The organism is Gelidimonas denitrificans (assembly GCF_055694065.1).
Genome location: NZ_CM146350.1, coordinates 2,757,339 through 2,778,459, shown reverse-complemented (window position 1 = coordinate 2,778,459; position 21,121 = coordinate 2,757,339). Strand labels below are relative to the sequence as shown.

The window sequence follows — 21,121 nt, the reverse complement described above, 5'->3', positions numbered from 1 at the left end:
ATATTAGTACCAGGTGTATCAGTTAAAAGCTATTGATCTCCGCATATATATAAAGCGCCTTAAAAAATACTGGCATGTTTTATGGCATTACGGGTAAAACAGCACGACGCGATAGCCGGCAGCCTTCAATTGGATCAGCGTAAAGGTAATCCGGATCGATTGTTCGCTGTCGGCGGCAAAGCCGTTGGCGATGTCGGCAGCGGCAACCGGAAATTCGCGCGGCGTGAAGACGCGCCGCAGGATGGCGCGTTCAGTGCCGTCGTTCAAGGTCAGCTCAATATTCGGCCATGCCTGAACTGTACTGCTGCGGTTGCGCAGCAGTAGCGTCAGAACCAGGGCGTCGGCAGCGCCGGGCTGGGCCTGCAGTTCGGAGGATTCGATGGTGATCGCGTCAATCTGTGCCGGCAGCGCAATGCTGCAGCCGAGCGCCCCGCAGATATCAAGCAGTGCCGGTTTGGCTTGCGGCAGGTGCGCTGCGATCTGATTGCGCAGCGCATAACCGGTTTGCGCCAGTAAAACCAGCGTCAGGATGGCCGATCCGGCGCCGAACAGTAACTGGCCCCGGCGCTTCCTGTGCTGCTGGCGGCGCGCGGCCGTGACGAAACTGGGCTCTCGCACATCACTCTCAAAAGATTGCGCCGCAGCCGGTTGTGCCTCGGCTGGCAATGGATCGATGTAGTGAAAGTCGCGTAGCGACTCACTCTGCTCCCCTCTTCCGGCATGGCTTTTCCTGGTGCCCGAATCGCCATGCGATTCGCTAGCGAGAGAAGGGGCGGGGGGGGGGCTGCCCGAGGCTTCTGCCGGCTCGGTAGCTTCGTCGGCCAGTGGCGCAGCTTCGGACGCGGCTTGTTGTTGCGGCGCGGCGCTTGAGACGGGATCGGCGGGATACCAATCATCCTGGTCCCATGACTGTTCTAACTGCTGAAAATTGATCAGCGTCATGCCTTCCAGCGCGCCGTAATCGAGTTCTTCTAGATCATCTGCCGGATCGAATTTGGGCTGCGCGGCTGACGCGGCATCATCAGGTTCTGCAGTAACTTCTGCAGTAACAACAGCCGGAATGGTCGCCGCAACAGGCGTTGGGTCGGTGCCGGATTGCAAGCCGTTTTCGGCATCGTCGAATGCCGCTGGCGCCGGTGTGCTGGCCAGGTCGTTTATTGCCTCAGACGGGGTCAGTCCGCCCACCTTATCGGTGCCGATTTCCGGCGCGGCGGCAGTGGCAGTATGTGTTGCTTGCGCTTGCTGCCCGGCTGGCGGCAATAAATGCTCTATGCCGTTGAATACCTGCCGGCATTGTCCGCAGCGCACCATGCCGGCGCGTAATTTCAATTGATCATGTGCGACCCGGAACGTCGTGCGGCAATGCGGACATTGGGTGGCGAGCGCCATTGCTATGCAGGCGCTAATGATGCCGCACGTCGGCCGGAAAGTGCCACCCAGCCGTCCTGTTCGGCCCATACCGTCAGACTGATCAAAGGGGCGTAGGCAGCGGCGACTTCTTGCGCCTGCTGCACCAATATGCCAGACAGCACCAGCGCGCCGCCGGCCGCGACCCGCGTGGCCAGCATCGGCGCCATCAACGCTAGCGGGCCGGACAGGATATTGGCCACCACGATGTCGAACGTTTGGCCATGCGCCACTTTGCCGAAGGCGTCTGGCAGGTAATAATCGATTGCGCAATTATTGCGGGCGCTATTGGCCGTGGCAGACTCGATTGCCTGCGGGTCGATATCGACCCCGATTACGCTGGCCGCACCCAGTTTTTGAGCAACCATCGCCAGAATGCCGGAGCCGCAACCATAGTCGAGCACCGACAAGCCTTGGGGCGCATGCGCTTCCAGCCATTCCATGCAGAGCCGGGTGGTTGGATGGCTGCCGGTGCCGAAAGCCAGGCCGGGATCGAGCTCCAGTATCAAGCCGTTCGGGTCCGGCGCGGTATGCCAGCTGGGCACCACCCAGATGTTTTTGCCGATATGGATCGGTTCGAACTGGGATTGGGTCAAACGCACCCAGTCCTGATCCGCCACCGCCCGCAGCGTGTAAGCCGGAACGCTGGCAAGTTTGGTGGCGGCGCTCGCCTGCGCCATGATGGCCGCAGAATCGGCGTCGGCCTCAGTGAGCGCAATCACGCGGCTGCGTTCCCATGCGGCTTGATCCGGCTCCATGCCGGGTTCGCCGAACAGCGGCATTTCGGCCGCCGTGCCCAGGTCGGCATCTTCGACAGCTACCGACAGCGCGCCGGCTTCCATCAATGCATCCGACAGCGCTTCTGCGTGCATGCGTGCGACTTCGATGACGATTTCAGTCCAGCTCATGGGCAGCCTTATTGTTTGGTGGGTTTTTGCGGCACCTTCGGCAAATCCGGTTTTTCTGCCAGTTTATGCTCCAGGTAATGGATGCTGGTGCCACCTTCTATGAAGCGCGCATCGACCATCAGTTCCCGGTGCAGCGGAATATTGGTCAGGATGCCTTCCACTACCATTTCCGATAGTGCAATCTGCATCCGTCTGATTGCCTGTTCGCGCGTGGCGCCATAGGCAATCACCTTGCCGATCATCGAATCGTAGTAGGGCGGCACGTAATAGCCGTCATAAGCATGGGAATCGACCCGGATTCCGGGGCCGCCCGGAACGTGCCAGGACGTGATCCTGCCGGGCGAGGGCGTAAACTTGAAAGGGTCTTCGGCATTGATGCGGCACTCGATCGCATGGCCGGTGAGCTTGACTTCACGCTGGCGATAGCGCAGTTTTTGGCCGGCCGCGATGCGGATCTGCTCTTGCACGATGTCGATGCCGGTGATCATTTCGGTCACCGGATGCTCGACCTGGACCCGGGTATTCATCTCGATGAAATAAAACTCGCCGTCTTCATACAGGAATTCAAATGTGCCGGCGCCGCGGTAGCCGATCTTGCGGCAGGCGTCGGCGCAGCGTTCGCCGACTTTCTCGATGATTTTGCGCGGGATGCCTGTTGCCGGCGCTTCTTCGATCACTTTCTGGTGCCGGCGCTGCATCGAACAATCGCGCTCGCCGAGCCAGATCGCATTCTTGAATTCATCGGCCAAAATCTGGATTTCCACATGGCGCGGATTTTCCAGAAACTTCTCCATATAGACTTCCGGATTGCCGAAGGCGGCACCAGCTTCGGTTTTGGTCATCGCGACCGCATTCAACAGCGCAGCTTCAGTATGCACCACGCGCATGCCGCGCCCGCCGCCGCCGCCGGCCGCCTTGATGATGACAGGGTAGCCGACCTGGCGTGCGGTCTGGATGATGATTTTGGGATCGTCCGGCAATGCGCCTTCCGAACCGGGCACGCAGGGTACGCCGGCCTTGATCATGGTTTGCTTGGCCGAGACCTTGTCGCCCATCAGGCGAATCGAGTCCGGGCGCGGGCCGATGAAGACGAAACCAGACTGCTCCACCCGTTCGGCAAAGTCGGCATTTTCGGACAGGAAGCCATAGCCGGGATGGATCGCCTGGGCATCGGTGACTTCGGCGGCGCTGATGATGGCCGGCATGCTCAGATAGCTTGAAGCCGATTGCGCCGGGCCGATACAGACCGATTCATCGGCCAGTTTGACGTATTTTGCTTCGCGGTCGGCTTCGGAATGCACGACGACTGTCTTGATGCCCATTTCGCGGCAAGCGCGCTGGATGCGTAGCGCAATTTCACCACGATTGGCGATGAGGATTTTTTCGAACATAGTGATGTGAACTCGAGTGACCTTGAAAGTTAAACGCCAGGAATGAAGAATAAACTTGCAGCGCCGGACGGGACAGGTGCTGCAGGCTGTGCGCGTTCCTAACCAATCACGAACAACGGCTGGCCGTATTCGATCGGCTGGCCGTTTTCCACCAGGATCTGTGTGATGACGCCGGAAATATCGGCTTCAATTTCATTCAAGAGTTTCATGGCTTCGATCAGGCACAGCGTCTCACCCTCCTTAACGGTGGAGCCGAGGTTGACGAATGGCGCCGATCCGGGCGCTGAAGAGCGGTAAAAAGTGCCGACCATCGGCGACTTGACCAAGTAGCCTTCCGGCGCGGCCGGAGTCTCTATCGGCACCACCGGCGCTGCTGCCGCGGCAGCAGGAGCCGGCGGCTGCATCATTTGTTGCGGCATCATCATTACTTGCTGATTCTGCGGGTAGGCGGTGGATTTAACAATACGGACTTTGCCGTCACCTTCGGTCACTTCCAGTTCGGCGATATCAGATTCGGAAACCAGATCGATCAGTGTTTTGAGTTTTCGTAAATCCATGTGAAACCCCTAGGTAGTTTTTGACGAAATAGCTGAAATTGTAAGCTATTTGGCATAATTTAAAAGAAAATACGAAGAAAATGCGCGAAATTAAAGTTTTCGCAATGCAAATTCAATGGCTGCTTGATAGCCTGTCACACCCAAGCCGCAGATAACGCCTACGGCAATGGCTGACAGAAAAGACGTGTGGCGGAACGTTTCGCGCTGATGGACATTCGATATGTGTATCTCGATAAATGGAATTGCCACCCCTGCCAGTGCATCGCGCAAAGCCACGCTGGTATGGGTCAGGCCGCCCGGATTGATGACGATGGCATCGATCCCTTCCGCTTTGGCGGCGTGAATCCGGTCAATCAGCGCGCCTTCATGGTTACTCTGGAAGCACGTCATGCCAGCGCCTGCAGCCGCAACTTGCGCCATGGCGGCCTGCTCCACATCCTTTAGGGTCGTCGTTCCATAGACCTCGGGTTCTCGCGTGCCGAGAAGATTGAGGTTGGGACCGTTGATCAAAAGGATATTTTTTGCCATGAAGTTGTGTTTGACTTAAAAGCTTGTTTAGCGAGGATGGCCGCATTTTGCCGCTGAATGGCGTCGATTGGCAAGAAAAAACTCTTTGTGGAAATTACAGCAGAGATAAATCGGCGCGTAATACATCGATTTTCAGGCGCCCCAGATAGGTCTTTTTTACTTGTCCGTCGCGCCCGATCAAAACCGTATAGGGCAATCCGCCGCTATGGTTGCCGAACGCGCGTGCGAGTTCGGTGGCACTCACTCCCGCTGCAAAAAGCGGATAACTGATCCGGTATTTACTGGAAAATGCAGCGATGTTAGCGGCGGAATCGATACCGATACCGAGCACTTGAATCCCGCGCGGAGAAATTTCAGTCTGCAGCGCCGACAGCTCCGGCATTTCATCCACGCACGGAGCGCACCAGGTGGCCCAGAAGTTGACGATCATCGGTTTGCCCCGCCATGCGGACAGGGCCTGCGGCTGGCCGTGCGCATCGGGCAGCGTTTGGGCCAGCAAGTCTTCTACTGCTGCGTTCTGCGTTGAAGTTGGGTGCAGTTCCGGCGCGAGTCTTTGGACGCCGAAGTACACGCCGATGGCGGCGAATAATGCGCCTATGAAGATAAAAAGCGCGATGTTACGTTTCATGGCGTGTGCTTTCTGCAATCAGTGCCTGCAGCGCCGCAAGGTTGGCGCGTTCGCTCTTTGACTTGTTGCTGCCACGCAAGTCATCCGGCCCGTATATTGCCAGATGCACGCCTTCGTTATGCCAGAGGAAGCTCAGGGTTTCAATCGGATCGTGGCCACCGCGATGCTTGAGGCGGGGCGCTTCGGAAACCTCGAAACTGACATTCTTGTTCAGCAGGAATACCGCCACATCCTTCGGGTTGTCGGTAAATAGCTGTAGATGGAGTTCGGAATGTTCGCCCGCGGTGCCGTTCAGTACCGCGCCGCTCAGATATGGGTTGAATTGCGCCAGGTCTTGCATCAATTGTAACGCCAGGGTGCGCAGATGCAGCAACCGCGTCGGCTGGGCTTCGCCCGAGAACAGCGCATGGTAAATACGTACTTCATCTTCAATTTGCGCATTATCAGGCAGGATATCGCCATGCATTTTAGTCTCGCCCAGGATTTGCCTGGCGGCGCGGCGCTTGGCGCTGGCGTAGTCGGCGCCGTCCTGCACGATCATGCGCGCGGCGGTAGCGGCAATTTCGCCGCGCAACAGTGCGGCATCTGTAGGGTAGTTGATATCCATGGCGCGCATCATACTACCGATGGCAGCGGCCGGCTGCGGGGCGCATCATACTACCGTTCGGCCGCTCAGGTAAAATCGTGGCATTCCATTTTGAAGCGGGCATCATGCATATCCATATTCTGGGCATTTGTGGCACTTTCATGGGCGGTCTTGCAGTGCTGGCGAAAGAGGCCGGGCACACCGTCACCGGCTGCGACGCCAATGTTTATCCGCCCATGAGCAGTCAGCTCGAAGCGCAGGGAATATCGCTGATTCAGGGTTTTGGTCCCGAACAGGTAAATTTGCAGCCGGATTTGTTCGTCATCGGCAACGTAGTCTCGCGTGGCAACCCGCTGATGGAAGAAATCCTCAATCGCGGTTTGCCGTACACCTCCGGTCCGCAATGGATCGGCGAGCATATTTTGCGCGGCAAATGGGTGCTGGCGGTGGCCGGCACGCATGGCAAGACCACGACGTGCGCGATGCTGGCGTGGATTTTGCAAGAAGCCGGCTATGCGCCGGGCTTCCTGATCGGCGGCGTGCCGCTGAATTTCGGCATTTCCGCGCGACTGGCGGAGCGCGACGAGAGCTCCGATTTTTTCGTGATCGAAGCCGATGAGTACGACACCGCCTTCTTTGACAAGCGCAGCAAGTTCGTCCATTACCACGCCAAAACCGCAATCCTGAACAATCTGGAATACGACCATGCCGATATTTTCCCGGATCTGGCCGCCATCGAAACCCAGTTCCATCATCTGGTGCGCACCGTGCCCGGCATTGGGCGGCTGATCGTCAATGGACGCGAAGCTTCGATGCAGCGCGTGCTGAAGCGCGGCTGCTGGAGCGAAACTGAATTCTTCGGCGTCGAACTCGGCATCGGCTGGGCCTTGCGCGAGCATGACGACGACAGTTTCGACGTGATTTTCAACGGCCACTCCCAAGGCACGGTGTGCTGGTCCCTGAGCGGCGAGCATAACCGGCTCAATGCGCTGGCGGCGATTGCCGCGGCGCGCCATGTTGGCGTGCTGCCGGCGCAAGCGATTGAGGCACTAAGCCAATTCGAGAACGTCAAGCGCCGCATGGAAGTGCGCGGCAGCGTCGGCGGCGTCACGGTAATCGACGATTTTGCTCATCACCCGACCGCAATTGCGACCACGCTGGCCGGCTTGCGCAAAAGAGTCGGCACAGCGCGCATCCTGGCGGTGCTGGAGCCGCGTTCCAACACCATGAAACTCGGCACCATGAAGCAGGCTCTGGCCGGCAGCCTGGCTGCTGCCGACCTGATCTTCGGCTTTGGTGCGCAGGAGGTGTTGGGCTGGGATCTGGCCGCAGTGCTGACGCCGCTGGGCGCAAAAGCGCGCACTTTCGCTTCGCTGGAGACTCTGGTGTCGGCCATCGCGGCAGCCGCGCAAGAGGGCGACCATGTCCTGGTGATGAGCAATGGGGCTTTCGGCGGTGTGCACCAGAAGATTCTGGATGCGCTGGCAGAAAATGTATCAGTATCATGATCCTGTACCTGCACGGATTTCGTTCTTCGCCGTTGTCATTCAAGGCGCAACTGCTGGCCGAGCGGATGCGCGCATTGGGTCAGGCCGATGCTTATCTTTGCCCGCAATTGCCGGCTTCCCCGAGCGCGGCGGTGGCGCAGGCGCTGGAGCTGGTGCAATCCTGCCCGCCGAGTGAACTGAGCATCATCGGTTCTTCACTGGGCGGCTATTACGCGACCTGGCTGGCCGAACAATTGGGCTGCCGGGCGGTGTTGCTGAACCCCGCAGTCAAGCCGCCGCGCGATCTGGAATCGTATGTGGGCGTAACAACAGCTTTCCATACCGAGGCCCCGTTCGAATTCAAGCGCAGTTATATAGCAGAGCTGGAAGCGCTACAGATGGCGTCGATCAGCCGGCCCGAGCGCTATTTTCTGATCGCCGCCACCGGCGATGAAGTGCTGGATTGGCGGGAAATGGTGGCGCATTATCCCGCCGCTCGCCATCGCATCATCAACGGCAGCGATCACGGCTTATCCGATTTCGCCCGCTATGCCGACGAGGTGCTGGCGTTTTGCGGTGTGGCGGTCCCGCACTGATGCCGGGTCGTTGCGCCGTCGCCGACTGGGTTGCGCATCCGAACGGGGTCAATCCGTCGCCATCGATGCGCGCCTGGCTGACCGATCGGGCTTCATTGACTGCCAAACTGACGGCGCACTGCGCGCAGTTCCGAGTGCTGCGTCTGGCGCAGCGGCGCGCGGTTTGCCTGGCTGATGAATATGCGCCAATCGGCTTGCACTGTCCGCGCAAGGTGGTCGAGCGCGACGTGTTGCTGCAATGCGATGGCCAGCCGATGGTGTTTGCCCATACCATCGTGCGGCTGGAGGCGACGGCGACGCAGTGGCCGCTGTTTCGCAGTCTGGGCGAGCGTTCTCTGGGCACCACATTGTTCGGCGACCCTGGCGTTTTGCGCGGCACGCTGGAATATGCCCGTCTGCATCCCCGGCATCCGCTGGTACGCCGCGCCTGCGCGGCAATGGCGAGTGAAGCGCCGCAGCAAACACTTGCTGCGCCATTGTTTGCGCGCCGTTGCCTGTATCGGCGCCGTGGCGGCGTGCTGCTGGTGACTGAACTCTTTTTGCCTGCTATCGCGACGCTACGTAATATTAAATTATAGGGAGTATGTGGTTAAAGCAATGCTTTTCCGCATACATACAATGCGTATTTAAAAAATACCATGTGTAGTATTTACTTAAGATAAACTGGCGCCACTGGTGCCGGTTTGATACGGCATTTAATCAGCATTTATCCATAAAGCGATTCATGAATTTATTTTTCGAAGAATCCGGCGATTTCAAAGCCGGTCACGTCCTTTCCCATACAGGCGAATCGTATCAAGTTGAATTGCCTAGCGGCAAACGGAGCAAGGTGCGGGCCAAGGATGTGCTGTTGCAGTTCGAATCGCCCACTGCCGCCGACTTGCTGGCGGAAGCGCATCTGGCGGCGGAAGATCTGGATCTGGATTTTTTGTGGGAAGTCGCCGGCACCGAAGAATTCGGTTTTGCCGAACTGGGCGGCGAATATTTCGGCCATGCGCCCACGCCGAGCGAGGCCGCCGGCTTGCTGATGAAATTGCACGCAGCGCCGATTTATTTCCATAAAAAGGGCAAGGGCCGTTACAAGGCTGCGCCGCAAGCGTCGCTGCAAGCGGCGCAGGCCGGCATCGAGAAAAAGCGTTTGCAGTCGCTGTTGCAGGCGCAGTATGTCGAGGAATTGAAAGCCGGCCAATTGCCGCAGGCGATGCAAGCGCTGGTGCGCCAACTGTTGTTTAAGCCGGATAAAAATTCGCTCGAATACAAGGCGCTGGACGCCGCCTGCAACGATTTGCACACCAGTGCGCCGCGCCTGATGCTGGCGTGCGGCGGCATCAAATCCGCCAAAGAATTGCATATGAGCAAATTCTTGCTGGAAAATTTCCCCAAAGGTACGGGCTTCGCGCCATTAGCGGTGCCTGCCATGCCGGAGTTGCCGGTGGCCGATGTGCAGGCTTTCTCGATCGACGACGTTACCACCACCGAAATCGACGACGCCTTTTCGCTGCAAATTTTGGCCGACGGTCTGGTCCGGATCGGCATCCATATCGCAGCGCCGGGGCTGGGAATTCGCCCGGACGATGCGATCGATGCGATTGCGCGCCAGCGCATGTCCACCGTGTATATGCCGGGCGACAAGATCACGATGCTGCCGGACGAATTGGTGCAAGCCTTCACTTTGGGCGCCGGCCAGACCCGTCCGGCATTGTCCTTGTACGCCACCGTCGATACCGCGGATTGGTCGGTAATAGCCACCGAATCGCGCGCCGAAGCGGTGCCGATGGTGTCGAATCTTCGCCTGAACGATCTCGATCATCTGGTCACCGAAGAGGCTTTGGCGGCGGACTCGGGCGAGTATCCGCACAAGGCGGAACTGGCCGTGCTGTGGCAATGGGCGCAAGCGCTGGAACAGGGCCGCATGGCCAAGCGCGAAAGTTTTGGCCTGAGGCCGGAGCAAAACAACCGGGTCGATTTCAATTTTTACGTCGAAGACGATGTGGTCAGCGTGGTGCGTCGCAAGCGTGGCGCGCCGCTCGACAAGATCGTGGCCGAACTGATGATCTTCGCCAACAGCAGTTGGGGCAAGATGCTGCACGAGCATGGAGTGCCGGGCATTTATCGGGCTCAGGGCGGTGGTTCCGGCAATGGTTGGGCGGCAAAAATGCAGGTGCGCATGGTCACGCACGCCGCGCCGCATCAGGGCTTGGGCGTCGATCAATATGCATGGAGCACGTCGCCGCTGCGCCGGTATACCGATCTGGTCAATCAGTGGCAGCTTCTGGCCTGCGTACAACATGGCGTCACCGCGCCGATGGTGGCGCCCTTCAAGCAGCGCGATGCCAGCCTGTTTGCGATCGTTTCGGCGTTTGAAACCGCCTACGCAGCGTACGGCGATTTCCAGTCGAACATGGAGCGCTACTGGTGCCTGCGCTGGCTGGGGCAGGAAAATAACCGGCAGGTCGAAGCTGTGGTGCTGAAAGATGAAATTTTCCGCCTGGTCGATATTCCGCTGGTGATCCGGCTCTCGGGTACAGAACCGATAGCGCGCGGCGCGCAAGTCCGGCTCGATCTGATCGGCTGGGACGAGGTCGATTTGACGGTGGACGCGCGTCTGCTGGAAGTGATTGCGGTGCCTGGTGCCGGCATCGTGGTGGAAGCGGAAGATGAAATGAGCGATACCGAGGCTGAAACCGATGTCGCCAGCGGCGAGGAAGCGGCTGCCATCGAGATCGATAGCACGGAGCAACAAGCCGCGGCTGAGGTAGCGTCAGATGCAGATGCCGACAAGGGCGCTTTGGCAGAATGATGTATGTGATGTATGCGCATTTCCAGATCCGGTCGCGCTGGCGCGGCGTGTGCCGTAAAATCCCCATTCTTTGCCACTCAATACTTCGCTATTCGTGAAATTTTTCGATAAATTTACCCCGTTTTCGTGGGCTATCGCCGTGTCGGTGCTGCTGCATGGCGGCTTGCTGGCGGTGAATTTCGCCGCGCCGCAAGCATTGCGCTTTAAGCCGGCCGACCCCGGTCTGGAAGTGATTTTGGTCAATGCCCGTCACGACAAGGCGCCGCTCAAGGCCGAGGCGCTGGCGCAAGTCAATCTGGATGGCGGCGGCAATGCCGACAAGGGCCGCGCCAAATCGCCATTGCCGGATTTGCACAAAACCGAGGATGGCCAGAGCATGAAGGCGGCCAAGCGCAAGCAGGTGGAGTTGGAGGTGCAGCAAAAGAATCTGATGACCCAGCTGCAGAAGAAGGACAGCGTATTCCAGGTGCAGGCGCACAAAGACAGGGGCAAACCGCAGGAGACTCCAGAGCCGCCACAGCCGCAGGGCACCGATTTGCTGGACAGCGCCAAGGTCATTGCGCGCATGGAAGCGGAAATCGCCAAGAATATTGAAGACTATAACAAGCGGCCGAAGCGCACCCAGATCACGCCGAGCACGCGCGGCGTCGGCTATGCGATGTATTACAAAGCGCTGCAGGAACGCATCGAAAAAATCGGCACCCTGAATTTCCCACAGAAAAATGGCAAGAAGCTGTATGGCGAATTGACCGTCTCGATCCCGGTGTTTCAGGACGGCAGCATTTTCGAGCGGGATGGCGGGCCGCGCATCGAGCGCAGTTCCGGCAACCCCGACCTCGACAGCGCCACGCTGGCGATAGTCCGCCGTTCCGCCCCTTTCGGCCGCTTTCCCGACAATATGCGCAGCGTCGGCAAGGACGACTTGTGGGAAGTCATCGCCCGCTTCAAATTCACCCGCGACGAAGCGCTGGAAACCGTGCTTACCGCGCCTGCCAGTTAAATTTTATGACTGCACCATGACTGATACATACGCCGTCATCGGCAATCCGATAGCGCACAGCAAATCGCCCGAGATTCACGCCCACTTTGCCCGGCAGACCGGGCAAGACATCGACTACCGGCGCTTGCTGGCGCCGCTCGACGGTTTCGCGCAAACCGTGGCGGCTTTCATCGCCGCCGGCGGCAAAGGGGCGAATGTGACAGTGCCCTTCAAGCTCGAAGCGTTTGCGCTGGCGACGCGCTTGAGCGCGCGCGCGCAAGCCGCTGGCGCGGTCAATACGCTGCAGTTCGACGGTGATGCGATCTTGGGCGACAACACCGACGGCGTCGGGTTGGTGGCTGACATCGTGCGCAATGCCGGGGTGCCGCTGGCCGGCCGGCGCATCCTGCTGCTGGGCGCGGGCGGGGCCGCGCGCGGCGTGATTCTGCCGCTATTGCAGCAGGCCCCGACTGCGTTGGTGATTGCCAATCGCACTGCCGCCAAAGCGGGTGCGCTGGCGCAGCAGTTCGCAGCCGATGGGCCGATTCTGGCGTGTGATTTCGCCGATCTGGCCGGTCCGTTCGATATCGTCATCAATGCCACCGCGGCCAGCCTATCGGCTGCGCTGCCGCCGATTACGCCCGGCGTCTTCGGTCGTGCCACTTTCGCCTATGACCTGATGTACGGCAAGGAGCCGACCGTTTTCATGCGCTTTGCAGCACAGCACGGCGCGGCGGTGCGCGATGGTTTGGGCATGCTGGTCGAGCAGGCGGCGGAATCGTTTTTGCTCTGGCGCGGCGTGCGGCCCGACACCGCCGCCGTGTTGGCGCAACTGCAATCCCAATTGCAGTCTTGAGCTGGCCTCCGGATGAAGAAACTGCGCAAATATTTGTGGTGGCTGGTGCTGACGCCATTCTTGCTGATCCTGTTGCTGCAACTGTATTACTTTGCGCAAATCGGCCTGTGGGTCGTGTTTAATCCTTCATCGACCAGCTTCATGCATGCGCAACTGGCGCAGTTGCAGGAAAAAAATCCGAACGTCGTCCTCAAGCAGCAATGGGTGCCATACCAGCGGATTTCGAAGAATCTCAAGCGCGCGATCATCGTCTCGGAAGATGCGCTGTTTGCCGAACATCAGGGCGTCGATTGGGATGCTCTGGAAAAAGCCTATCTGAAAAATACCCGCAAAGGCCGGGTGGTGGCCGGCGGTTCGACCATTACCCAGCAATTGGCAAAAAATCTGTTCCTGTCGGGCAGTCGCAGCTATTTCCGCAAGGCGCAGGAACTGGTGATCACCTACATGCTGGAATTCTGGATGAGCAAGGAACGTATTTTCGAGATTTATCTGAACGTGGTTGAATGGGGCAGCGGCGTGTTCGGGGCAGAAGCCGCCGCCCGCCATTACTACGGTACTTCTGCGGCCAATCTGAGTGCCAGCCAAGCTGCAAAGTTGGCGGTGATGCTGCCCAATCCGCGCTTTTACGACAGCCATCGCGGCTCCGCCTATCTGGCGCAGCGCACCCGCCTGATTTTGCGCCGGATGGGTTCGGCGGAACTGCCTTGAAGCACGCTAATACAACGCAATACAACGCTGAAATTAGATTCTCATAGGCCCGGTGAATACGCTTGCTAGCCGGTTTCGATGTCAGTACACTTGCGCTGTTTTTATTCTGCAGGTTGTGCAATAGGCTTGTCATCAGGTCGTCACTGCGCCAGTTTATAGTCGCGTTCTTCTCGCGCTACCGTGTTCCGGGAGACGATTTGTAATAGTCCGCCTGTTCGTTCCAATCCGATTTAGTTACAGTATGTGTTGCGCGTATGCGTACGCCGTGTGCGTGGTGGGCGCGGCGGCATGACTGGGAGAATTTATGATTAATGCATTCGTTTTGCAAAATGGCCGACTCAGCCAGGTATATATCGACACGCGCGCCGATCTGGCCAGTATCGAACCGGTCTGGGTTGACCTGACCGACACCAACGATGAAGAGCGGGCCTGGATCAAAAGCATCTATCAGGTCATCTTGCCGGGCGAGGACGAGGTCAAGGATATCGAGGCATCGGCGCGTTATTACGATGCGGAAAACGGCGATCTGCATCTGCGCACCGATTTCCTGGTCGAGGAGGAGGAGGGGCCTTCGCGCAGCGTTACGGTGGCCTTCATCCTGACCAAGAATATGCTGTTTTCAGTCCACAACGAGGATTTGCCGGTGTTCCGTCTGGTGCGCATGCGCGCCCGCTCGCGCCCCGGTTCGATCGAGGATTTCAAGGATGTGCTGCTCGATCTGTTCGCCACCGACGCCGAATATTGTGCTGATGCGCTGGAAGGGATTTACCTGAATCTGGAGAGCGTCAGCCGGCGCGTGCTGCAAAAGGATTTTACCGATCAGGATGCGGCAGCCACGCTGAACGCGATCGCGCAAGAGGAGGATTTGAACGGGCGCATCCGGCGCAACATGATGGACACGCGGCGCGCGGTCAGTTTTCTGATGCGCGGTCGCCTGCTGAACGCCGACCAGTTCGAGGAATCGCGCCAGATTTTGCGCGATATCGAATCGCTGGATGGCCACACGTCTTTCTTGTTCGACAAGATCAACTTCCTGATGGATGCCACCGTAGGTCTGATCAACATCAACCAGAACAAGATCATCAAAATCTTCTCGGTGGCCAGCGTCGCTTTCCTGCCGCCGACCCTGATCGCCAGCATTTACGGCATGAACTTCAAGGGCTGGTTTCCCGAGCTGGAATGGAATTTCGGTTATCCATTTTCGCTGACGCTGATGCTGGCTTCGGCGATTACGCCATTCTGGTATTTCAGACGCCGCGGCTGGCTCCGGTGAGTCCCGGCAGGAAATATAAAAACAGGGAGTATATGTATTTTTATGGCAATTTCCGCATTAATGTATTGCGAAGCATAAAAATACGTGTTGCAGTATAGGTAAATTGAAAGAGCATCTCCAGCCCTCGACAGAGGCGCTGGAGATGCTCTTTCGCTATCAGGCCAGTTGCGCGAAAGCGGTGCGGCTGGCGGCGATGGTGGCGTCGATTACCGCGTCATCATGTCGCGCCGAGACGAAGCCGGCTTCAAAAGCAGCCGGAGCGAAGTACACGCCGGCGTCCAGCATCGCGTGGAAGAAGAGATTGAACTTGTCCTTGTCGCCAGCCATGATTTCGGCATAGCTGGTCGGCACCGCGGCAGAAAAATACATGCCAAACATGCCGCCGACCGAGTCGGCGCAGAAAGTCACGCCAGCTTCTTTGGCCGCTGCCGTCAAACCTTGCACCAGTTTGGTGGTTTGCGCCCCGAGCGACTCGTAGAAACCGGGCGCCTGGATCAATTTCAGCGTGGTCATGCCGGCGGCGACGGCAACCGGGTTGCCCGACAGGGTGCCAGCCTGATACACCGCGCCGATCGGCGCCATCTGTTGCATCAGATCGGCGCGGCCGCCGAAAGCCGCCACCGGCAAGCCGCCGCCGATGACTTTGCCCAGCGCAGTCAAATCCGGCGTGATGCCATGCAGCGCTTGCGCGCCGCCGAGCGCGACCCGGAAGCCCGACATCACTTCATCGAAAATCAGCACGGTGCCGTATTCGGTGCACAGGCGGCGCAGCGTGTGCAGGAATTCGGAGCTGGCGCGCACCAGATTCATGTTGCCGGCGACCGGTTCGATAATCACGCAGGCGACGTCATGGCCGATCGACCTGAAAGTCTCTTCCAGTTGCTGGCTGTTGTTGTAGTCCAGCACCAGCGTGTGCTTGATGAAATCTTCCGGCACGCCGGCCGAGGTCGGGTTGCCGAAGGTCAGCAAGCCGCTGCCGGCCTTGACCAGCAAGGAGTCGGCGTGGCCGTGATAACAGCCTTCGAATTTGATGATCTTGTCGCGTCCGGTGGCGCCACGCGCCAGCCGCAATGCGCTCATGGTGGCTTCGGTGCCGCTCGATACCAATCGCACCTGTTCGATCGACGGCACCAGACGGCAGATTTCTTCGGCCATCAGCACTTCGCCTTCGGTCGGCGCGCCGAAGCTCAAGCCCCGCGCTGCCGCCTGCTGCACCGCCTTGACTACTTCTGGGTGCGCATGGCCGACGATGGCCGGACCCCAGGAGCCGATGTAATCGATATAGCGCTGGTCGTCGGCATCCCAGAAATAGGGGCCTTCGGCGCGGGTGATGAAGCGCGGCGTGCCGCCCACCGAGCGGAATGCGCGCACCGGGGAATTGACGCCGCCGGGCGTAGTCAGTTGGGCGCGCGCAAAGAGGTCTTGATTTTTGGAAGTCATGGCAAACAGTCGGTTAAATGTGGAAAGTGGCGTGAAAGTAGTGTTGCGGAGTGTCGATCAAGGTTGTTGCAGGCCGGATTCCCTGGCCCAGAAGAAGCGATCCGGAACCAGTTTTCCCATGCCGATGCGCAGCGCGTGGGACAGTGCTGCCATCGTGAATTCCTGCGCTTCAAGCGCCGCTTCCGGCACCTCCAGGCGATTGGCCAGCATCGCTGCAATCGCAGCGGAGAGGGTCGATCCGGCGCCGGAAAAAGCGCCCGGCAGGCGCTGCCAGACATCGTGACGCACCACGCCGGAGTCACTGTATAGCGTGTTGGCGACATCGCCCAAATCGCACGGCGTGCCGGTCAGGAATAGGTGCTGGCAGCCGAATGCGATGGCTTCGCCGACGTCAGCAGCCAGCATGTCGGCTCCGCTTGGTGCGCGCCAGGTTTCCGCCAACTGGTTCAGTTCGGTGACAGAAGCCAGAAACAAAGTGGTTTGCGGCAGCAGCAATTCGCGCATCGCCAGCAGCATGTCCTCGCCTCCCATGCCCTGATCCGGCATCAGGGAAATGAAGGGGTCGAGAATGAGCGGGATATCGGGATAGTCGGAGGCAATTTCGGCAATCGCCCTGATGTTTTCTGTGTTGCCCAGCGCGCCCACCTTGAAGGCGGCAATCGGCATGTCTTCGAGCACCATGCGGGCCTGGTCCATGACCCAATCGGCTTCGATATCCTGGATGTCTCCGATGCGCGCGGTGTCGCTGATCAGAAGCGCGGTAATCACGGATGCGCCGTGGCACCCCATCGCCGCAAACGTAGCCAAGTCAGCCTGGATGCCGATAGCGCCGACCGGGTCGGAAGCGCCAAAAGTTAATATGAGCGGGGAAGTTTGGTTTTGCACGACAGGGGGATTAATATAGCTGACTTTGTATTTTACTTGAAGGGGGTGTCGGCTGTGAGTAACAAAGAAGAATTCAAGACGTGGATGTGCTTGATTTGCGGCTGGGTCTATGACGAGGCGCAGGGTTTGCCGGAAGAAGGCATCGCTGCAGGCACGCGCTGGGAAGACGTCCCCATGAACTGGACCTGCCCGGAATGCGGCGCGCGCAAGGAAGATTTCGAGATGGTAATACTCTGACCGGTTGTCGCGATTCTGGCGAAACCCGGCAATGCTTGTCGCCTGAATAATATCCTGTAAAAAAAATCAATATCTCAAATTCGCCGCTTTGAAATGTATTGTTTTAAAGCACCTCATTTTTTGTTACAGTTGGGCAGAATTTCCAATCGGCTGGGTGGGGTGGCATCATGACAACAACGTTACAGGGTGGCAATTTGAAAATCATGGTGATTGACGACAGCAGCACCATTCGTCGTTCCGCAGAGATATTTTTGGGGCAGGCCGGCTATCAGGTGATTCTGGCCGGGGATGGCTTCGATGCACTGGCGAAAGTCAACGATCACCAGCCGGCGCTGATTTTTTGCGACATTCTGATGCCGCGGCTGGATGGCTACCAAACCTGCGCACTGATCAAAAAAAGCGCCAAATTCCATGCCACACCGGTCGTCATGCTGTCGTCGAAAGATGGCTTGTTCGATCGTGCGCGGGGGGCGATGGTCGGCTCCTCCGAATACCTGACCAAGCCGTTCACCAAGGATAGTTTATTAAAAACGGTGCGCGACCTTACCGCGCAAACTGCAGATCAGCCAACTTCGAAGCAGGAAATGTAAAGATGACCATTCAAAAAATTCTGATTGTCGACGATTCGGCAACCCAGCGCTATTTCCTTACCGACCTCCTGGCCAAGAACGGGTTTTCAGTATCCACCGCCGAGAGTGGCGACGATGCGTTATTGATGATCAAGGCCGACAAGCCGCAATTGATCCTGATGGATGTGGTGATGCCCGGAAAAAACGGTTTCCAGGTGACCCGCTCGATTGCCCGCGATCCGGAAACTCAGGATATCCCGATCATCATCTGCACCAGCAAGGACCAGGAGACCGACCGTATCTGGGGTTTGCGGCAAGGCGCGCGCGACTATCTGGTCAAGCCGATCAACGCGCAGGAATTGTTGTCCAAAATCGCTGCACTAGGCTAAACCTGTTTTTATGAGCCAACCTTCGATGCCTCGCATGCCGGCGGATTCAGCCGGCAAGCTGGAGCCGCTTGCGCGCCGGACCCGCTTGCGTGAATTTCAGGCGCAGTTGGCGCAACGGGTGCAAGCCGCGCAAAACAGCACGGAAAGCAATATCAATCAGCTAGGCGTAATGCTGGGAGACACGCACTGCTTGTTCGATTTGCAGCAGACCAGTGAAGTCATGCCGGTGCGCTCGATCACCAAAGTCCCGCTGACGCAGGACTGGTATCTCGGCTTGTCGAGCATCCGCGGCAATCTGGTGGGTGTGATCGATCTTTCCCGCTTTCTGGGTTATGCGGGCACCGCGATTGATGCGGAGTGCCGGATCATCGTTTTATCGCGCGCACTGTCGCTGCATGGCGGCTTGCTGGTACCCCGCGTGTTGGGTCTGCGCAATCCGCAGCAGATGACACCCGAGTCCGTGCCCGATCAGGTATCCGAGTTGTCGCCTTGGCCCTGGGTTAGGCAGTGCTACCGTGATGCGCAATCCCAGCTCTGGACGCAAATCGATCTGGCGGCGCTGGTGCAGGATTCCCGCTTCTTACAAATAGGTTTATGAGCGACCGGCGCAGGCGTTGCTGCGCATGCCGGTCGCCTCTTCATTGGCAATAGGAGATTTCTTCATGGCGTTCAAAAACCCTTTCCTTTCTTCAAAGGAAGAGAATCTGCAGCAGGACGCTGTGGTTGTCGGTGCAATGCAGGCGCCGGCAAGCGGCGGCAGCGGACTGGAGCGCTTGCTCGATGTCACGCTACCGCTGATCGGCCATCTGGCCCCGCAAAGGCAAATTCGTCTGCTGCTGATTTCGGTAGGCGCCGCGCTGCTGTTGAGCGCATTTTTTGTCTGGTACAGCGTGAACAGCTGGGCGCAAAGTGCAACCCAGACCCAAATCGCCGGCGATGCTCTGATGCACTCGCAGCGTATCGGTAAGGCAGCGCCGAACGCGATCCAGGGCAATCGGGAGGCGTTCAAGCAATTGGAAGACAGTCGGCGCGAACTCAGCAGGGACTTGAAATTGCTGGCCAATGGCGGTGATTATCTGGGCTCGAAAATCAAGTTGCCTGATGCCATAGTCGTGCCCGGCATCAAGGAAAGTCTGAAAATGTGGACTAATTCGGAAAAGGCCGCCGACACCATCCTGAAACTGAAGAAAGAACTGACAGGTTTCGGCGCTACCCTGGAAAGCCTGAACAGCCTGTCGCCGGTGATGCTTGAGTTGGCCGAGCAAATTGCTGCGCTGAAGGTGCAAGCCGGCGCCACCCCGCACGAAATCCTGACCACCGGCCAATTAATGATGCTGACCCAGCGCTTGGAGCGCAGCGCCGGCGAATTCCTGACCTCCGAAGGCGTCAACCCGGAAACCGCTTTTTTGCTGGGAAAAGACACCAATACTTTCCGCGACATTGTTGACGGTTTTTTGAACGGTAACGATGCGCTCAAACTGACTGCCAGCAAGGACCCGGAAGTACGCGTAAGGCTGACCGAATTGCAAAAAGTGTTTGCCGAATATCAGCTATCGGTTGCTTCGATTCTCGGCAATCTGCAGAATTTCATTGCAGCCAAACAGGCAGAACAATTGCTGTTCAATGAAAATGAAACCCTGAAACAGCGTATCGGCAGTTTGCAGACCACCTTCCGGGCCGAGCAGGACGATTGGGGTTGGCCGTTCTGGATGTTGCTCGTGAGCGCCTTTGTGGCCTTGTTCGCGGCATCCGGGGTGGCCTTGATGTTGCTGCAGGATAGCCGCAGCCGTGCGCGTGAAGCTGAGGCGCGCCGCCAGGAAGCAGAACGGCAGCAGCATCTGGCGCAGAGCCAGGAAGAGCGGGCGAAAAGCAGCAACGACCAGAATCAGGCGGCCATTTTGCGCTTGATGAATGAATTGCAGGAAGTCGCCGACGGCGACTTGACGGTGCAGGCCACGGTGTCGGAAGACATCACCGGCGCAATTGCCGACTCGGTCAATTACACCGTGGAAGAGTTGCGTTTGCTGGTTGGGCGGGTAACCAATACCGCCGCACAGGTGACTTCGGCATCGAATCAGGCGCAAAGCGTGTCAGCCGACTTGCTGCTGATGTCACAGCAGCAATCGCGTGAAATTGAAAATGCCGGCCAGTCGATATTGCAGATGGCAGAGCAGATTACCGATGTGTCGCGCTCGGCCAACCAGTCTGCTGATGTGGCGCGGCAGTCGGTGGCAGCTGCGCAGCAGGGCTCGAAAGCAGTGGAAAATGCGATCAAGGGCATGACCGAGATCCGCGAGCAAATTCAGGAAACCTCCAAGCGCCTCAAGCGTCTGGGTGAATCTTCGCAAGAGATCGGCGAGATTACTGAGTTAATTTCCGACATTACCGAACAGACCAACGTGCTGGCACTGAATGCTGCGATTCAGGCGGCCTCGGCCGGCGAAGCCGGGCGCGGCTTCTCGGTGGTGGCGGAAGAAGTGCAGCGCCTGGCTGAACGTTCCGGAGCGGCAACCAAGCAGATCGGCGCGCTGGTGCGCACCATTCAGACCGATACCTTCGACGCGGTCGCCGCGATGGAGCAATCGACGCAGGGCGTGGTGGAAGGCGCCAAGCTGTCAGATGCGGCCGGCGCCGCACTGACCGACATCAGTCGCGTCTCGAACCGGCTGGCCGAGCTGATTCAGGGCATTTCGTATGAAACGGAACAACAGGCGACCTCTGCCAACAGCGTGGCGCAAACCATCCAGCACATCCTCGCGGTGACCGAGCAGACCAAAGGCGGCACGCAGCAGACCGCGCAGTCGATCCAGGAACTGTCCGTGCTGGCCGAAGAACTCAAAAACTCGGTGTCGCGCTTCCGCGTGGCGGCCTGATCCACTTCTTCGAGCCGGGCACTG

The 21,121-nt window shown here is 58.4% G+C and carries 22 protein-coding genes; 13 read left to right on the top strand and 9 right to left on the bottom strand.

Annotated elements, in window-relative coordinates; genetic code table 11:
* Nucleotides 1-87: 87 nt before the first annotated feature.
* The 7 genes from FKCLFG_RS12950 to FKCLFG_RS12920 form a co-directional block, all read right to left on the bottom strand.
* On the bottom strand, nucleotides 88-1,458 hold the full coding sequence (locus tag FKCLFG_RS12950; protein WP_472613489.1) for a DUF3426 domain-containing protein: 1,371 nt from the start codon (nucleotides 1,456-1,458) through the stop codon (nucleotides 88-90).
* On the bottom strand, nucleotides 1,392-2,315 hold the full coding sequence (gene prmA, locus FKCLFG_RS12945) for a 50S ribosomal protein L11 methyltransferase (RefSeq protein WP_472613488.1): 924 nt from the start codon (nucleotides 2,313-2,315) through the stop codon (nucleotides 1,392-1,394). Before prmA ends, FKCLFG_RS12950 begins: the two co-directional genes overlap by 67 nt.
* 8 nt (nucleotides 2,316-2,323) lie before the next feature.
* Nucleotides 2,324-3,706 carry an acetyl-CoA carboxylase biotin carboxylase subunit gene (gene accC / locus FKCLFG_RS12940; protein WP_472613487.1) on the bottom strand — a complete coding sequence of 461 codons (1,383 nt, stop codon included), beginning with the start codon at nucleotides 3,704-3,706 and terminating at the stop codon, nucleotides 2,324-2,326.
* Nucleotides 3,707-3,804: 98 nt separating this feature from the next.
* The gene (gene accB, locus FKCLFG_RS12935; protein ID WP_472613486.1) at nucleotides 3,805-4,263 is read right to left on the bottom strand and encodes an acetyl-CoA carboxylase biotin carboxyl carrier protein; all 459 of its coding nucleotides are present in this window, start codon (nucleotides 4,261-4,263) and stop codon (nucleotides 3,805-3,807) included.
* 90 nt (nucleotides 4,264-4,353) lie between these two features.
* Nucleotides 4,354-4,791, bottom strand: a complete 438-nt coding sequence (aroQ, locus tag FKCLFG_RS12930; RefSeq protein ID WP_472613485.1) for a type II 3-dehydroquinate dehydratase — start codon at nucleotides 4,789-4,791, stop codon at nucleotides 4,354-4,356.
* 94 nt (nucleotides 4,792-4,885) lie between these two features.
* On the bottom strand, nucleotides 4,886-5,419 hold the full coding sequence (locus FKCLFG_RS12925; protein ID WP_472613484.1) for a TlpA disulfide reductase family protein: 534 nt from the start codon (nucleotides 5,417-5,419) through the stop codon (nucleotides 4,886-4,888).
* Nucleotides 5,409-6,026, bottom strand: coding sequence for a hypothetical protein (locus FKCLFG_RS12920; protein WP_472613483.1), 618 nt, complete (start codon nucleotides 6,024-6,026; stop codon nucleotides 5,409-5,411). The genes FKCLFG_RS12925 and FKCLFG_RS12920 overlap by 11 nt, the downstream gene beginning before the upstream one ends.
* Nucleotides 6,027-6,130: 104 nt before the next feature.
* On the opposite strand from FKCLFG_RS12920, the gene mpl reads away from it, so the two are divergent.
* From mpl to corA, 8 genes are all read left to right on the top strand, one after another.
* The gene (gene mpl / locus FKCLFG_RS12915) at nucleotides 6,131-7,513 is read left to right on the top strand and encodes a UDP-N-acetylmuramate:L-alanyl-gamma-D-glutamyl-meso-diaminopimelate ligase (protein WP_472615859.1); all 1,383 of its coding nucleotides are present in this window, start codon (nucleotides 6,131-6,133) and stop codon (nucleotides 7,511-7,513) included.
* Complete coding sequence (locus FKCLFG_RS12910) at nucleotides 7,510-8,088, top strand: YqiA/YcfP family alpha/beta fold hydrolase (RefSeq protein WP_472613482.1); 579 nt, start codon at nucleotides 7,510-7,512, stop codon at nucleotides 8,086-8,088. The genes mpl and FKCLFG_RS12910 overlap by 4 nt, the downstream gene beginning before the upstream one ends.
* Nucleotides 8,088-8,666, top strand: coding sequence for a chorismate--pyruvate lyase family protein (locus FKCLFG_RS12905; RefSeq protein ID WP_472613481.1), 579 nt, complete (start codon nucleotides 8,088-8,090; stop codon nucleotides 8,664-8,666). Before FKCLFG_RS12910 ends, FKCLFG_RS12905 begins: the two co-directional genes overlap by 1 nt.
* A 146-nt stretch (nucleotides 8,667-8,812) precedes the next feature.
* Nucleotides 8,813-10,888, top strand: coding sequence for a ribonuclease catalytic domain-containing protein (locus FKCLFG_RS12900; protein ID WP_472613480.1), 2,076 nt, complete (start codon nucleotides 8,813-8,815; stop codon nucleotides 10,886-10,888).
* A 70-nt stretch (nucleotides 10,889-10,958) separates the two neighbouring features.
* Complete coding sequence (locus FKCLFG_RS12895) at nucleotides 10,959-11,888, top strand: TonB C-terminal domain-containing protein (protein WP_472613479.1); 930 nt, start codon at nucleotides 10,959-10,961, stop codon at nucleotides 11,886-11,888.
* A gap of 16 nt (nucleotides 11,889-11,904) precedes the next feature.
* On the top strand, nucleotides 11,905-12,723 hold the full coding sequence (gene aroE, locus FKCLFG_RS12890; RefSeq protein WP_472613478.1) for a shikimate dehydrogenase: 819 nt from the start codon (nucleotides 11,905-11,907) through the stop codon (nucleotides 12,721-12,723).
* Nucleotides 12,724-12,735: 12 nt separating this feature from the next.
* Nucleotides 12,736-13,431: a monofunctional biosynthetic peptidoglycan transglycosylase gene (mtgA, locus tag FKCLFG_RS12885; protein WP_472613477.1), complete on the top strand. Its 696-nt coding sequence runs from the start codon at nucleotides 12,736-12,738 to the stop codon at nucleotides 13,429-13,431.
* Between the two features lie 304 nt (nucleotides 13,432-13,735).
* On the top strand, nucleotides 13,736-14,704 hold the full coding sequence (gene corA / locus FKCLFG_RS12880; RefSeq protein ID WP_472613476.1) for a magnesium/cobalt transporter CorA: 969 nt from the start codon (nucleotides 13,736-13,738) through the stop codon (nucleotides 14,702-14,704).
* 156 nt (nucleotides 14,705-14,860) lie between these two features.
* Here corA and hemL read toward each other — a convergent pair whose 3' ends face one another.
* Both hemL and thiD read right to left on the bottom strand, forming a co-directional pair.
* Complete coding sequence (gene hemL / locus FKCLFG_RS12875; RefSeq protein WP_472613475.1) at nucleotides 14,861-16,144, bottom strand: glutamate-1-semialdehyde 2,1-aminomutase; 1,284 nt, start codon at nucleotides 16,142-16,144, stop codon at nucleotides 14,861-14,863.
* Between the two features lie 57 nt (nucleotides 16,145-16,201).
* Nucleotides 16,202-17,029, bottom strand: a complete 828-nt coding sequence (thiD, locus tag FKCLFG_RS12870; RefSeq protein ID WP_472613474.1) for a bifunctional hydroxymethylpyrimidine kinase/phosphomethylpyrimidine kinase — start codon at nucleotides 17,027-17,029, stop codon at nucleotides 16,202-16,204.
* A gap of 84 nt (nucleotides 17,030-17,113) precedes the next feature.
* Between thiD and FKCLFG_RS12865 the strand changes: the two genes are divergently transcribed.
* The 5 genes from FKCLFG_RS12865 (at nucleotide 17,114) to FKCLFG_RS12845 (ending at nucleotide 21,097) form a co-directional block, all read left to right on the top strand.
* Nucleotides 17,114-17,266, top strand: coding sequence for a rubredoxin (locus tag FKCLFG_RS12865; RefSeq protein WP_472615858.1), 153 nt, complete (start codon nucleotides 17,114-17,116; stop codon nucleotides 17,264-17,266).
* A gap of 167 nt (nucleotides 17,267-17,433) precedes the next feature.
* Nucleotides 17,434-17,856, top strand: a complete 423-nt coding sequence (locus FKCLFG_RS12860) for a response regulator (protein ID WP_472613473.1) — start codon at nucleotides 17,434-17,436, stop codon at nucleotides 17,854-17,856.
* 2 nt (nucleotides 17,857-17,858) lie between these two features.
* Nucleotides 17,859-18,224 carry a response regulator transcription factor gene (locus FKCLFG_RS12855; protein WP_472613472.1) on the top strand — a complete coding sequence of 122 codons (366 nt, stop codon included), beginning with the start codon at nucleotides 17,859-17,861 and terminating at the stop codon, nucleotides 18,222-18,224.
* A 10-nt stretch (nucleotides 18,225-18,234) separates the two neighbouring features.
* Nucleotides 18,235-18,822 (top strand): chemotaxis protein CheW, encoded by a 588-nt coding sequence (locus FKCLFG_RS12850; protein ID WP_472613471.1) that lies wholly within the window; start codon nucleotides 18,235-18,237, stop codon nucleotides 18,820-18,822.
* A gap of 64 nt (nucleotides 18,823-18,886) precedes the next feature.
* Nucleotides 18,887-21,097, top strand: a complete 2,211-nt coding sequence (locus FKCLFG_RS12845; protein ID WP_472613470.1) for a methyl-accepting chemotaxis protein — start codon at nucleotides 18,887-18,889, stop codon at nucleotides 21,095-21,097.
* Nucleotides 21,098-21,121: the final 24 nt, after the last annotated feature.